Source organism: Eubacterium ruminantium, assembly GCF_900167085.1.
Taxonomy (GTDB): Bacteria; Bacillota; Clostridia; order Lachnospirales; family Lachnospiraceae; genus Eubacterium_Q; species Eubacterium_Q ruminantium.
Map to the genome: position 1 here is coordinate 70590 of NZ_FUXA01000006.1, position 13474 is coordinate 84063.

Consider the following 13474-nt stretch of genomic DNA (forward strand, 5'->3'; position numbering starts at 1 on the left):
CGTTACATCGAAGTAGAAAATAACATAAATAATCATTTCATTTGTAGAGGAAATGTAGTAAAATATTATAGGGTTGAAAGATTTATTCAATCTAAAATGAAAGAACAGGATTTAGGGGAAAGTTATGAATACTATAATTGTTGGCCTGGGATCCATGGGGTGTCGAAGAGCACGTTTGATAAAAAAAATGGACAAATCTATTAATATTATCGGTATTGATAGTAATCAGGAGAGAAGAGAAAAAGCAGAAGCTGAACTTGGAATCGTTACTGAGGACAGTATAGGAAAAGCATGCGAGAAGTATGAATGTGAGGCTGCTATTATTTCGACGTCTCCTTTATCTCATTCATCCATAATAAATGAGTGCTTGAAGAATAATCTCCATGTTTTTACAGAGCTTAATCTTGTAGACGACGGATATGACGAGAATATTGAACTTGCGGCACGTATGAAAAAGATTTTGTTTCTTTCTTCAACTTTTATGTACAGGAAAGAAGTTGAATATATAAAAGGTGAAGCGCTTAAGCATTCAAAGCCGATCAGTTACATCTATCACGTTGGACAATATCTTCCGGATTGGCATCCATGGGAGAGCTACAAAAACTTCTTTGTTGGCGATAAGAGAACTAATGGATGTAGAGAATTGATGGCTATTGAATTTCCATGGTTAGTAGATGTGTTTGGTGATATCCGTTCATATAAATGGGTAAAGAGTAAGAATAGTACACTCGATATTGACTATGCGGATTCATTTCAGATTCTTTTCCAACATGAAAATGGAAATAAGGGCATGGTTGAAATTGATGTTATATCAAGAAAAGCTGAGAGAAGATTTGAGATGTTTGGCGAAGATGTATTTGTTACATGGGATGGTACACCTGAGACATTGTTTAAGTATGACATCTCAAAAAAAGAATCCGAGAAAGTGAATCTTTACGACGAGTATAGTAGAAAAGAAGGATACGCAAGCTTTATCATTGAAGATGCGTACTATAACGAATTAGTAAACTTTTTCGATTCAATAAGAGGAAAAGACAGTCCGAAATATTCTTTTGAAAAGGACAAAGAGATTATAAATATGATTAACAAAATTGAGGAGGACGACAATGACTAATAATGAAATATATGGAAAAAAAGCACATTCTTTAATCCCGGCCGGAGCTCATACATACAGTAGAACAGATGAGGTATTTCCGGGAAATGCACCTAGAGTTTTTGAGAAAACTAAAGGAGTTTATTGCTGGGATGTTGATGGAAATAAATACATCGATTATGCAATGGCATGTAGATCGGTAACAGTAGGTTATGGATTTGAGAGAATCGCAGATGCTGCTATAGCTCAGATAAGAAACGGAAATACAGCTTCAAAAGCTTCTAAGGTTGAGGTTGATGCTGCTGAAACATTAGTAAATCTTATTCCTTGGATTGATATGGTTAAGTTTGCTAAGAATGGTTCTACAGTTACAACTGCAGCTGTTAAACTTGCAAGAGCATATACAGGAAGAGATTATATCGTTAGATGTAAAGAACACTCATTCTTCTCATATGATGATTGGTTCATCGGTGACACTGTAATGGATTGTGGTATTCCTGAGGATGGTAAGAAATTCACATTACAGTTCAGCTATAATGATATTGATTCAGTTAAAAATATTTTTGAGCAGTATAAAGGCAAGATAGCCTGTCTTATAATGGAACCTGTTGAATCTGAGGAGCCTAAGGATGGTTTCTTACAGAAGGTAGGTGCATTATGTAAGGAATATGGCGTTGTATATATCCTTGATGAGATGATCACAGGATTTAGATGGGATCTTCAGGGCGCTTGTAAATATTATGGAGTAGAACCTGATCTTGTAACATATGGTAAAGGTATGGCAAACGGATTCTCAGTTGCAGCACTTGGTGGTAAGAGAGAGATAATGGAACTTGGCGGCCTGATTCCTGGCAAGGAAAGAGTTTTCCTTATTTCTACAACTCATGGTGCAGAAATGAGTGGATTAGGTGCATTCATTGAGACTGTAAATGTATATAAGGATCTTAATGTTACAGATCATATCTGGAATGAAGGTAAGAAGCTTTGTAAGGGTATCGTAGATATCGCAAAAGAGCACGGACTTGGCGATTATATTTATTATACAGGTGCTGAATGCTCACCAAATCTTGTAATCTGCGACAAAGATAAAAATCCTTCTTTGGAGTATAGAACCGTATTTGTTTCTGAGATGATCAAGCATGGTATACTGATGCCATATATTTCTGTAGCTTATGAGCATACAGATGTTGAGATTAATGAAACTCTTGAAGCGGTTCGTAAGAGTATTAAAGTATATGAAAATGCTCTTAATGGTGATGTTAAAGACTTTATCGAAGGAAACGTTATCAAACCTGTTTTCAGAAAGTTTAATTGAGGTAGATGAATGTATAACGGAAAAAAAATCCTTGCAGTTGTACCGGCAAGAGGTGGTTCAAAAGGACTTCCAAAGAAGAATATAAAAGATATGTTCGGAAAACCTTTAATATGCTGGACACTGGATAAGGCTAAAAAGAGCAAATATATCGATAAGATATATGTATCAACAGATAGCGAGGAGATTGCCGGTATATGTGAGCAGGATGGTTGCGAGGTACCGGAACTTAGACCTGCAGAGTTGGCAGAAGATGGTTCGTCAACAGTTGATGTTCTTTTATATACTATATCTCATCTCAGAGATGCTGGAGAAGAGTATGATTATCTGCTTTTGCTTGAACCTACATCTCCGCTAAGGAAAGATGATGACATGGATGAGATGATAAAGCTGGCTGTTGATAATCCACAGGCTGATGGCGTTATTTCAGTAGGAAGGGTTCAGCTTGAGCACCCTTCAATAGTTAAGAAGACAACTGCTGAAGGATATATATGTCCTTATATGGACAATAATACATTTTATTATCAGAGACAGCTTGAGGATGCTGCATTCTTCCCATACGGAGTTGGATATCTTGTTAATATAAAAAGATTCGAAGAAACAAAGAGCATCTATATGGATAAGATACTGCCATATTACATAGAAAGATGGCAGAATTATGAAGTTGATGATATTTATGACTTTGAATGTATTGCGGCAATAATGAAGATGGAGGAATTTAAGTAATGGCATATTATGTTATTGGATTGGGCTCAATGGGTAAAAGACGTGTACGTTGTCTTATGGCCTTAGGTGTAAAACCGGAAGAAATCTGGGGAACAGATTCAAGAGCAGATAGACTTGAAGAAGCAAAGGAAAAGTACGGTATAAATGTAGTATCAAATGAAAGTGAAGTTGATTTTGATAAAATTGATGCTATCATCGTTTCTCTTCCACCGGATAAACATAAGATAGGTGTAGATGTTGCGGTTAAGTATAATAAACCTGTTTTTGTTGAAGCCAGTGTATTACTTGAGGAAACAAAGGAAATCAGAGAAGCCAGTAAGAATATATTCGTAGCTCCTTCATGTACATTTGTATTCCATCCGATGATTAAGGAGATTAAGAAGATTATCAATTCTAATAAACTTGGTAAGGTTTGTAATTTCTCTTATCATAGTGGACAGTACCTTCCTGATTGGCATCCGTGGGAGGATGTAAATGATTTTTATGTAAGTAATCCTTCAACAGGTGGAGCAAGAGAAATCGTCCCTTATGAACTTACATGGATTACAGATATTTTTGGATTCCCTGAAGAGATAAAGGGGTATTACAGAAAGACAGGTGAGGTTGGTTGTGAGATAGATGACAGTTATACAAGCTGCCTTGATTATAAAGATATGATTGGTACACTGCTTGTTGATGTAATCAGTAGATATCCTGCAAGAAATCTTATCATTAACTGCCAGGATGGACAGATTCAGTGGAAGTGGGATAACAACAGAATAGAAATCTATAATGCAAAAGATGGCAAGACTTCATATGTTGATCAGGCTGAGCAGAGTCATGAAGCCGGATATAGCAGTATGATTGGCGAGGAAATGTACATAGAAGAGATTGATAAATTCCTCAAGGGTACTAAGGATCCTGCTTGTTATCCAAATACATTGGATAAAGATGTTAAGGTTCTTGAACTGCTTTATGCTATAGAGGAATCAGATAAGTCACATTGTTAATAAATCAACAAAACCACCGGTTAAACCGATATGTACCCAGAATTCTGGACACATATCATAACCGGTGGTTTTGTTTTTACAATATTCTGTAATTAATTCTGTATATAAGTTGACGTATCTTTAATATTTTTATATAATTTAAGTATGTAAATATTTGGCAAAGCAGTGGAAACGCTGTGACGCAAAGCTCTAGAACCTGTGAAATGGTAGTCAGCTGCACTTGTTTAAGTATCAGTTTTACCAAAAAGGTTCTAACTGGTGCTTTTTTATTTATATAAAATTGTTTGATCGATATGGTTGAACTTACATGAAATACTGAGTCTACTGATAATGCTTAATCTATATGGGGTGGGTTAGCAAAAACTATTTATAAGTGGCTTGCGGTATTGCGCGAGCACTAAACTATTTTGTAAAGGAGGGGTGTTTATGATATGTCCGATTTGTGGTACAAATCTGCCGGATACGGCGAATATGTGTTTTAATTGTAGGGTTATGTTTAATGCTGCAAGTGACGACCAGGGGAAGAAAGAGGGGGCGTCAAATGCAGGAAATACAGGTAATTCAAGTAAATCAGGTTTTCAACTGAAGAAAGAAGGACCTGCCAAATTAATTAGTGTAGCGAATGCGGATGAGGGTGTTAAGAAGGAAGAGCCGAGTCAACCGGAAGTGCAGATGATAAATCCGGCAAGTCGATTCAGTCCTCCGCTGTATCAGCAAAATACACAAAATGGTAAGAACAATAAGCCTATAAGACAGCCTAAAGTAAAGAGCAAGTCTCCGTTAAAAAAGGTTGTTGGATTTATTATAGCGATTGTGGTTGTAGGTGCCGGAATAGAGGGGATACAAAAGAGTAAGAAAACTGATGAAAATCTATCTGTTTCGAAATCGGGTTCCGGGGTTAATGTAGGTGAGGCTGTCGAAAATGATTACGGTGCCAAATCCGGAGATACAAATGACGGTGCTACAGCTGCTGAAGTGACTGTTTCGGATATGGTTATTTATGATAAGAATAATATCAAGATAACTATTAATGGGCTGGAGGACTCTTGGAGCGGAACCAAATTAAAGATGAATATCGAGAATAATTCTGATAGGACTATCACGATTCAGTCCAGGGATGCAAATGTAAATGGATATATGGTTACGACTTATATGTCTGCGGATATTGCACCGGGAAAGAAAGCAAATGACGGTATGACCTTATCGACGACCGGTCTCAAAGAATCCGGCATTGAAGAGATAGCAACCATAGAATTTAAGCTGAAAATATTTGATGCTGAAACTTGGGATGATATCGATATGTCGGATACGATCACAGTGAAAACTTCAATCGCTGAAACCTATGTTCAAAAAGATGATGATTCAGGAAATGTTATCGTTGATTATGAAGGTATAAGAATTATTGAAAAAGGTTTATCGAGTGATGATTCAATCTGGGGTCCGGGGGTGATTCTTTATATTGAGAATAACTCTGATAAAGACATAACAGTTCAAGTCAGAGATACATCTATAAATGGCTATATGGTAAGCAGTATAATTTCAGAAGAAGTTTTGGTTGGCAAAAAGTCAATCACAAATCTTCAGTTCTTCCAGAAGGATATGGAAGAAAATGGTATAGATAAAATAAATGATGTTGAATTCTATTTCCACATTTTTGAGTGGGATACATTTGATGATATATATGATTCGGATGTAATAACACTGAAATATTAATATATTTATTTACAAAAAATCCACTGTATCGAATTTCATACAGTGGATTTTGGCTTGACAGGCGGGCGAAGTATCCCGCCCGGAAACCTGTGAAACGTTAAAAACGTAGGTTGTGCTTTATCTTACCAGATTGGCCACCATCCCTTGTAACGTAACCACTCAAAAATATTAAATATTGGACCAAACTTCATATAACTACCTCCTTCCACGATTGTATTTGTCACAAATACATTCTATGATATAACGTTATATTTAGCAATTAAAATTCGCAAAAAAACGTTATATTTGTAGTATAAACGGCAGGGTTTTGAATGCCATTTTACATAAAGTATTTCCTTGTATTTATACCCTTGATGACATATAATTAAAGAGTATTTGAGATAAAAAACTTCGTAATAGAGGTTTTATTTTCATTTATAAAATTTATGTTTGTGGAGGGGTTAAATATGTTAGATATGAATACTAAAGCTATGTACAAGTTGTCTTACGGATTATTTATCTGCACTGCTGTTGATGGGGATAAAATGAATGGCTGCGTAACCAATACAGCCATACAGGTAGCTTCAGATCCTAATCTTATTTCATTAGCGATCAACAAATCAAACTATACGCATGATATGGTTGTAAAGACCGGAGAATGCAATATCTCGGTTATCAGCAATGATGCTGATTTTGAACTCTTCAAACATTTTGGATTTCAGTCAGGAAGAGATGTAGATAAATTCGCTGACTATCCAAAGTCTTCGTATGCTATGGCGGACAATAATATTCCATACATCACCGCCGGCACAAATGCATACTTTTCACTTAAAGTTGAAAATATGTTTGATCTTGGTTCGCATACATTATTTATTTGCAAACCAACATTTATGACTGTACTTTCGGATGTGCAGTCATGTACTTACGAATATTATCAGAATAATATTAAACCGAAGCCGGTGCCTGTTGGCGAAACTCCTAAGGGTGAGACTATATGGCGCTGTACAATCTGCGGCTACGAATGGGTCGGAGAGGAGCTTCCGGATGATTTCATCTGCCCGATCTGCAAACATCCTAAAGCGGATTTTGAGAAGGTTGTGAGATGAGAATCTTACTTTTAAATTTGGAGAAATAGAAATGTTTAGTTTAGAAAGCTTTATTAATAAATTTGTGACAAAGCGTCCTTCATCGATGTTCTATCCGGATATCGAATCCAATAAAGATGCGCTTAATAAGAAGATTCAGGGAAAGTCAGTTCTTGTAATCGGAGGAGCGGGTTCCATCGGTTCCTCATTTATCAAGGCCATACTTCCTTTTAAACCTGCATCTTTAGTTGTAGTAGATACAAATGAAAATGCACTTACAGAACTCACGAGAGATTTAAGATCTACAAAAGGCATGTTTGTTCCGGAAGATTATGTTACATATCCGATGGATTTTGCTTCGCCTGTATTTGAGAAGATGTTCAGAAATCGCGGAGGCTTTAATATTGTTGGTAACTTCTCTGCGCATAAACATGTTAGATCTGAGAAGGATATTTACAGTGTTGAGGCATTATTAAAGAATAATGTTCTTCATGCGAAGCTTCTGCTTGATCTTCTTTCAGAGCTTCCGCCTGAAGAGTATTTCTGTGTGTCTACAGATAAGGCGGCTAATCCTGTAAATATAATGGGAGCATCAAAGCGTATTATGGAGGATGTAATATTCAGTTATTCGGATAAGTTCCCTGTAAAAACTGCTCGTTTTGCAAATGTAGCATTTTCAAATGGATCACTTCCTGCAGGATTCCTTTCAAGGATACAGAAACTTCAGCCGCTTTCGGCGCCAAGTGATGTTCGTAGATACTTTGTAAGTCCGGAGGAATCAGGACAGATTTGTCTTCTTTCTTGTATTCTCGGAGAGAATCGTAATATTTTCTTCCCTAAGCTTGAAGAAGCTCAGATGATGACATTCGATTCTATAGGAACGGAGCTTTTGAAAGTACACGGATATGAAGTCCTTGAATGTGACTCTGATGAAGAGGCTATTGATAAAGCTGAAGATTTAAAGAATGGTAGTAATCTTTATCCTGTTCATTATTCTGCTTCTGATACATCAGGTGAGAAACCTTTTGAAGAGTTTGTTACAGACTCTGAGACAGCGGATTATGACAGATTTTCTTCTTTGGGTGTGATCACAGGTAAAGAAATTCCTGACAAGAGCAGAGTGGAGAAACTTTTCAAAGAGTTAAATGCTGCCTTTGATAAGGAGTCGACCACTAAAGAAGAAGTTGTCGCTATTATGAAAGATTATCTTCCGAATTTCGAGCATATTGAGACGGGAAAATCTTTAGACAGCAAGATGTAAAAACTACCAGATATGAAAATTAAGGAAAATGTTATGAATAAATTTATTCCACTTTCAATCCCTAATTTTGAGGGAAATGAAGAAAAATATGTTGTTGATGCCATTGCTTCGACATTTGTATCCACGGTAGGTGGTTATGTATCAAGGATGGAGAAGGAATTAGCATCATTTCTGAATGTTGATAATGTTGCGGTATGCCAGAGTGGTACATCTGCACTTCACCTTTCTATGGTTGATGCAGGAGTGAAGCCCGGCAATGTGGTACTTGTTCCACCATTAACCTTTATAGCCGCGGTTAATCCGGTGAAATATCAATTTGCCACACCCGTATTTATAGATTGTGATGATAGCTTTTGCCTGGATCCTGTGAAACTTCGTTCATTCTGTGAAGAAGAATGCGTATGGAATGATGGAGTTTTGAAGTATAACGGTGCCGATGTAAAGGCTATAGTGGTAGTTCATGTATTTGGCAACATGGCTGATATGGAGTCAATTATGGATACTGCCGAGAAATATAATTTGAAAGTTATTGAAGATGCAACAGAAGCTCTTGGTACAAAATATACAGATGGTAGATATGCCGGAAAGTTTGCCGGAACTATCGGTGATTATGGATGCTATAGTTTCAATGGTAATAAGATAATCACAACCGGTGGTGGCGGAGCTGTTACTTCTGGAAATTCTGCTACTGTTGATCACATCAGATTCCTTTCAACTCAGGCTAAAACGGATCCACATTATTATATCCATGATGAGGTTGGATATAATTACCGTATGACGAATCTCCAGGCGGCGCTCGGAGTGGCTCAGTTGGAGGAATTACCTGAATTTATCAAGAGAAAACAGAAAAATTTTGATCTGTACAAATCAGAATTTGAAGGATTCAAATATGGAAAGCTGATCGATTTCCGAAGTGGTACTGAGTCCAATAAATGGTTTTACAGTATAGAAATTGACCGTGAACATGTAAAGGCTTCCATGCGTGAGATAATCATTTCTCTGGAAAAGGATAAGATTCAGACCCGTGCAATCTGGGGACTTATAAATGAGCAGAAGCCATATGAAGGTGAAGTGACATATAAACTTGAAAAAGCGCCTTATTATGCAGAACGAATTCTCAATATTCCTTCAAGTACACAGATTACAGAGGAAGAGATTAAGTATGTTGCGGATAAGGTAAAGCAATTGTTAGAGGGACTTGCTAATGGATAAACTTGAGATTCAAAAGTTCATAGGAACAGATAAGCTGACTGTTTCTGAAGTAATGCAGAAGATAGATATTAATACAATGGGAATATTATTCCTTGTAGATAAGAATGAACATCTTATTGGCTGTATTACTGACGGTGATGTGCGTAGATATCTGTTGTCCGGTGGAAAGATGGAGAATCTGGCTGTTCATGCAGCGAATAAAGAACCGAGATATGCCAGGACGATTGATGAAGCGAAACATCTTTATCACAGCAAGAATTTTATAATAATTCCTGTTGTGAATAATGTGATGTCGATAATTGATCTTTATACAGGGGAAAAAGACAGAAAGACAAAAAAACATCGTTCTCCTCTAAATATTCCTGTGGTTATAAATGCCGGCGGAAAAGGTACGAGACTGGATCCTTTTACAAGAGTACTTCCAAAACCACTGATTCCTGTGGGCGAACTTCCGATCATTGAGCTTATTATGCAGGAATATAAGACATACAGTTGTGAAGATTTTCATATAATCGTTAATTACAAAAAGGATTTGATGAAAGCATATTTTCACGATAATGAGAATAATTATAATATCACTTGGTATGACGAAGAAAAACCTTTGGGAACAGGTGGAGGCTTAAGTCTCCTTCGAGGTAAGTTTGATTCGACATTTTTCTTTGCCAATTGTGATGCGCTTCTTACAGCGAATTACGAGAGTATGCTGAAATTTCATAAGCAGAATGGAAATGTGATCACAATGGTTTGTGCATATAAGAATATAAATATTCCTTATGGTGTCGTTGATATGGGAAAGAACGGTACGATAGAGAACATGAGAGAAAAACCGCTGATATCATTTTTGACCAATACGGGTATCTATATAGTAGAACCTGAAGTGATGGATTATATAGATGATAATGAGTTTATTGGTTTCCCTGATATAATTACTCGTGTCAAAGAAAGTGGTAAAAAAGTAGCTGTATTTCCGGTAAGTGAAAATGACTGGATGGATATGGGACAGTTATCCGAACTTGAAAAGATGCGTATAAAATTATACGGAGAATAATCCGGAGGATTGAAGTTTGAAAAAAATAGTGTTGCTTGGTGCAGGGGGACATTGCAAATCTGTAATTGATGTTATTAAGAAAATGAATTGCTTTGATGAAATTGTAATAACTGATCCTGTTATCAAACGGGGAACTAAGATTTTAGGTTGTGATGTTGTTGGCACAGATGACTGTCTTGAAGAATTATATCGTCAAAAATTTGAATATGCTTTTATAACGGTTGGGAGTATTGGGATAAATCAGATACGTTTTAAGTTGGCTGATAAAGCATCCGGATTTGGATTTAAATTCCCGGTTATTCAGGACCCTTCGGCCGTGGTTTCTGATTCGGCTGTTATTGGTGATGGAACTTTTATAGGTAAAAATGCAGTTATTAATGCCGAGGCTAAAATAGGTAACCATTGTATTATTAATACCGGCGCAATAATTGAGCATGAATGTGTTGTCGGTGATTTTGCGCACATTTCTGTAGGAACAACTCTTTGCGGACAAGTAAGAGTTGGAAATAACTGTATGATTGGGTCGCAAAGTACTGTGATTCAGTGTTTGAATATTGGAGAAAATTGTATTGTTGGTGCCGGTGCGGTAGTTATAAGTGATTTGACGAATGATAATACAGCGGTAGGTGTTCCGGCAAAAGTGAGATAGTACTTGGAAAGAGATATATATAATGAGTAAAGTATTGATTATTGCAGAAGCGGGAGTTAATCATAACGGTAGTCTTGAAATGGCTAAAAAGTTGGTTGATGCTGCTAAATCCTGTGGTGCCGATATTGTTAAATTCCAAACGGCAAAGTTGGAATCGCTTGTTTCAAAAGCTGCCCATATGGCAGATTATCAGAAAAAAAATACTGGTGTTGAAGAAAGCCAGAAAGAAATGTTATCGAAGTTGCTTTTAAGCTTTGAGGATTTTGTGGAACTTGCAAGATATTGTAAAGAAGTAGGTATAAAGTTTCTGTCAACACCATTTGACATTGAAAGTATACGATTTCTTAATGATATGCAGGATATCTGGAAGATACCTTCAGGTGAGATAACTAATTATCCATATCTTGTAGAGATTGGAAAGACAAAGAAGAAAGTAATATTATCAACCGGTATGGCAGAGATGGAAGAGATACAATCGGCGATTGATGTTCTGAAGGAAAATGGAACTGAAGATATAACAATTCTGCATTGTACAACAGAGTATCCTGCCCCGATTAAAGATGTGAATCTAAATGTAATGCAAACCATGAGAGATGCTTTCGGTTATCCTGTAGGCTATTCGGATCATACGCAGGGTATAGAGGTCAGCTTGGCTGCTGCTACTCTTGGGGCTACAGTTATTGAAAAGCATTTTACATTGGATAGAAATCTTCCGGGACCTGATCATAAAGCAAGTCTTGAGCTTGATGAACTTAAAGCGATGGTGGATGGAATAAGAAAGATTGAACTTGCGCTTGGTTCAAATGAAAAGAAACCATCTGAAATAGAACTGAAGAATAGACTTGTGGCCAGAAAGAGCATCGTAGCTAAAAAGGCTATTAAAGCGGGAGAGGAATTGACTGAAGATAATATAACAACTAAGCGTCCGGGTTCGGGTATAAATCCTATGAAATGGAATGAAGTTATCGGAACAAAGGCTGTTAGAGATTTTGAAGAGGATGAACTGATTGAGTTATGAATAAGATTGCAGTTATTACGGCAACTAGAGCTGAATATGGACTTCTTTCACCTGTGATCAGAGAATTAAGAAAACAGGAAAATGACAGTTTTCGAGTTGATCTTATTGTTACAGGGACACATCTCAGTGATAAATACGGAAAAACAATAGAAGAGATCAGTGAACGTATTGATCATAAGGTTGAAATACCAATTGCTTCTGAAAATGAATTGGATATTTCGAAGAATCAGGCTGAAACTCTTGTCAAATTTACCGTATTATTTTCTGAAGAGAAATATGATGCAATCATCATTCTCGGAGATCGTTATGAGATGCTTTCTGTTGCTATTGCTGCCGGAAATACACGAACTCCTGTTTTTCATCTCTGCGGCGGGGATACCACAGAAGGTGCTATTGATGAATGGATAAGACATTCAATTACGAAAATCAGTTATTTACATTTTGTGACAAATGAGACGAGTAGAAAAAGGGTAATTCAACTTGGTGAAGATCCAAGCAGAGTATTCAATTATGGCTCTACCAGTATAGATAACATACTCACAGTTGCTGATATGAACAAGGAAGAGGCGCTGGAGAGTGTTGGGTTGACTGATTGCAGGTACGCGCTTTGTACTTATCATCCTGTTACTATGGACGGAAGTAGCGTAGATAATGATATAAATGAGCTTTTGGAAGCGATTAAAGCATTTCCTGAAATTCAATTTATAGTTACAAAATCTAATTCCGATCAAGGCGGCGAAAAAATAAATGAAATGTTGGACGCTGCAGAACCAAAGATTGATAATATGCATTTATATACATCCCTTGGAGTAAGACGTTATTTATCACTAATGAAATACTCAGAATTTGTTATCGGTAATTCATCCAGTGGAATAATAGAAACTCCGGCTTTTCATGTTCCTACTGTAAATATTGGTGATAGACAAAGAGGTAGGTTACAAGCGGATAGTATTATTAATTGTTGCACAACAACTGAAGATATAGTTATAGCGATTAATAAATCACTGAGTGATGAGCATAGAGAAATCTGTAAGAAAGTTGTCAGTGCATACGGTGATGGCCATGCCGGAGAAAAAATAGCAAAGAAATCGATTGAAATAGTTAAATCCGGAAGTATAGATTTAAAAAAGAAGTTTTACGATTTATAAGATTATAGTTAAAAGAGTGTAGTTATTTTATATACTATATTCTTTTAACTTTTTTTTCTTATATTTTTATTTTAGATAACAAAGAACCCGGAGGAAAATGAATTTCCTCCGGGTTCTATGATTCTCTCTTCTTGTAAAGTAGTCCGTAGGGGAATCGAACCCCTGATTCCGCCGTGAGAGGGCGGCGTCTTAGCCTCTTGACCAACGGACCGTCTATGATAATATCAAAAAGGTATTATTT

At 36.7% G+C, this 13474-nt stretch carries 12 protein-coding genes, 1 tRNA gene and 1 riboswitch; of the genes, 12 read left to right on the forward strand and 1 reads right to left on the reverse strand.

Annotated elements, in window-relative coordinates:
* Nucleotides 1–124: 124 nt before the first annotated feature.
* The 12 genes from B5D25_RS04535 to neuC all read left to right on the forward strand — a co-directional run bounded on the left by B5D25_RS04535 (nucleotide 125) and on the right by neuC (nucleotide 13233).
* Nucleotides 125–1114 carry a Gfo/Idh/MocA family oxidoreductase gene (locus B5D25_RS04535; RefSeq protein WP_078786770.1) on the forward strand — a complete coding sequence of 330 codons (990 nt, stop codon included), beginning with the start codon at nucleotides 125–127 and terminating at the stop codon, nucleotides 1112–1114.
* Nucleotides 1107–2408: a glutamate-1-semialdehyde 2,1-aminomutase gene (locus tag B5D25_RS04540; protein ID WP_078786771.1), complete on the forward strand. Its 1302-nt coding sequence runs from the start codon at nucleotides 1107–1109 to the stop codon at nucleotides 2406–2408. The genes B5D25_RS04535 and B5D25_RS04540 overlap by 8 nt, the downstream gene beginning before the upstream one ends.
* Nucleotides 2409–2417: 9 nt before the next feature.
* Complete coding sequence (locus tag B5D25_RS04545; RefSeq protein ID WP_078786772.1) at nucleotides 2418–3131, forward strand: acylneuraminate cytidylyltransferase family protein; 714 nt, start codon at nucleotides 2418–2420, stop codon at nucleotides 3129–3131.
* Nucleotides 3131–4120: a Gfo/Idh/MocA family protein gene (locus tag B5D25_RS04550; RefSeq protein ID WP_078786773.1), complete on the forward strand. Its 990-nt coding sequence runs from the start codon at nucleotides 3131–3133 to the stop codon at nucleotides 4118–4120. Before B5D25_RS04545 ends, B5D25_RS04550 begins: the two co-directional genes overlap by 1 nt.
* Nucleotides 4121–4266: 146 nt before the next feature.
* Nucleotides 4267–4342, forward strand: a riboswitch (cyclic di-GMP riboswitch).
* Between the two features lie 204 nt (nucleotides 4343–4546).
* Nucleotides 4547–5833: a zinc ribbon domain-containing protein gene (locus B5D25_RS04555; RefSeq protein WP_078786774.1), complete on the forward strand. Its 1287-nt coding sequence runs from the start codon at nucleotides 4547–4549 to the stop codon at nucleotides 5831–5833.
* A gap of 446 nt (nucleotides 5834–6279) precedes the next feature.
* Complete coding sequence (locus B5D25_RS04560; RefSeq protein ID WP_338082869.1) at nucleotides 6280–6918, forward strand: flavin reductase; 639 nt, start codon at nucleotides 6280–6282, stop codon at nucleotides 6916–6918.
* Between the two features lie 31 nt (nucleotides 6919–6949).
* The gene (locus tag B5D25_RS04565; RefSeq protein WP_078786775.1) at nucleotides 6950–8158 is read left to right on the forward strand and encodes a polysaccharide biosynthesis protein; all 1209 of its coding nucleotides are present in this window, start codon (nucleotides 6950–6952) and stop codon (nucleotides 8156–8158) included.
* 33 nt (nucleotides 8159–8191) lie between these two features.
* Nucleotides 8192–9370: a LegC family aminotransferase gene (locus B5D25_RS04570; RefSeq protein ID WP_078786776.1), complete on the forward strand. Its 1179-nt coding sequence runs from the start codon at nucleotides 8192–8194 to the stop codon at nucleotides 9368–9370.
* On the forward strand, nucleotides 9363–10418 hold the full coding sequence (locus B5D25_RS04575) for a sugar phosphate nucleotidyltransferase (RefSeq protein ID WP_078786777.1): 1056 nt from the start codon (nucleotides 9363–9365) through the stop codon (nucleotides 10416–10418). Before B5D25_RS04570 ends, B5D25_RS04575 begins: the two co-directional genes overlap by 8 nt.
* 16 nt (nucleotides 10419–10434) lie before the next feature.
* On the forward strand, nucleotides 10435–11067 hold the full coding sequence (locus B5D25_RS04580; RefSeq protein WP_078786778.1) for an acetyltransferase: 633 nt from the start codon (nucleotides 10435–10437) through the stop codon (nucleotides 11065–11067).
* A 22-nt stretch (nucleotides 11068–11089) separates the two neighbouring features.
* Complete coding sequence (gene neuB, locus B5D25_RS04585; protein ID WP_078786779.1) at nucleotides 11090–12085, forward strand: N-acetylneuraminate synthase; 996 nt, start codon at nucleotides 11090–11092, stop codon at nucleotides 12083–12085.
* Nucleotides 12082–13233 (forward strand): UDP-N-acetylglucosamine 2-epimerase, encoded by a 1152-nt coding sequence (gene neuC / locus B5D25_RS04590; protein ID WP_078786780.1) that lies wholly within the window; start codon nucleotides 12082–12084, stop codon nucleotides 13231–13233. The genes neuB and neuC overlap by 4 nt, the downstream gene beginning before the upstream one ends.
* 139 nt (nucleotides 13234–13372) lie before the next feature.
* On the opposite strand, the gene B5D25_RS04595 is transcribed toward neuC, so the two are convergent.
* Nucleotides 13373–13444: transfer RNA gene (locus B5D25_RS04595), tRNA-Glu, on the reverse strand.
* Nucleotides 13445–13474: the final 30 nt, after the last annotated feature.

Bases quoted from the DNA above. Each gene is read 5' to 3' on its own strand.
- B5D25_RS04535 (WP_078786770.1), top strand. From the start codon at position 125: ATGAATACTATAATTGTTGGCCTGGGATCCATGGGGTGTCGAAGAGCA.
- B5D25_RS04540 (WP_078786771.1), top strand. From the start codon at position 1,107: ATGACTAATAATGAAATATATGGAAAAAAAGCACATTCTTTAATCCCG.
- B5D25_RS04545 (WP_078786772.1), top strand. From the start codon at position 2,418: ATGTATAACGGAAAAAAAATCCTTGCAGTTGTACCGGCAAGAGGTGGT.
- B5D25_RS04550 (WP_078786773.1), top strand. From the start codon at position 3,131: ATGGCATATTATGTTATTGGATTGGGCTCAATGGGTAAAAGACGTGTA.
- B5D25_RS04555 (WP_078786774.1), top strand. From the start codon at position 4,547: ATGATATGTCCGATTTGTGGTACAAATCTGCCGGATACGGCGAATATG.
- B5D25_RS04560 (WP_338082869.1), top strand. From the start codon at position 6,280: ATGTTAGATATGAATACTAAAGCTATGTACAAGTTGTCTTACGGATTA.
- B5D25_RS04565 (WP_078786775.1), top strand. From the start codon at position 6,950: ATGTTTAGTTTAGAAAGCTTTATTAATAAATTTGTGACAAAGCGTCCT.
- B5D25_RS04570 (WP_078786776.1), top strand. From the start codon at position 8,192: ATGAATAAATTTATTCCACTTTCAATCCCTAATTTTGAGGGAAATGAA.
- B5D25_RS04575 (WP_078786777.1), top strand. From the start codon at position 9,363: ATGGATAAACTTGAGATTCAAAAGTTCATAGGAACAGATAAGCTGACT.
- neuB (WP_078786779.1), top strand. From the start codon at position 11,090: ATGAGTAAAGTATTGATTATTGCAGAAGCGGGAGTTAATCATAACGGT.
- neuC (WP_078786780.1), top strand. From the start codon at position 12,082: ATGAATAAGATTGCAGTTATTACGGCAACTAGAGCTGAATATGGACTT.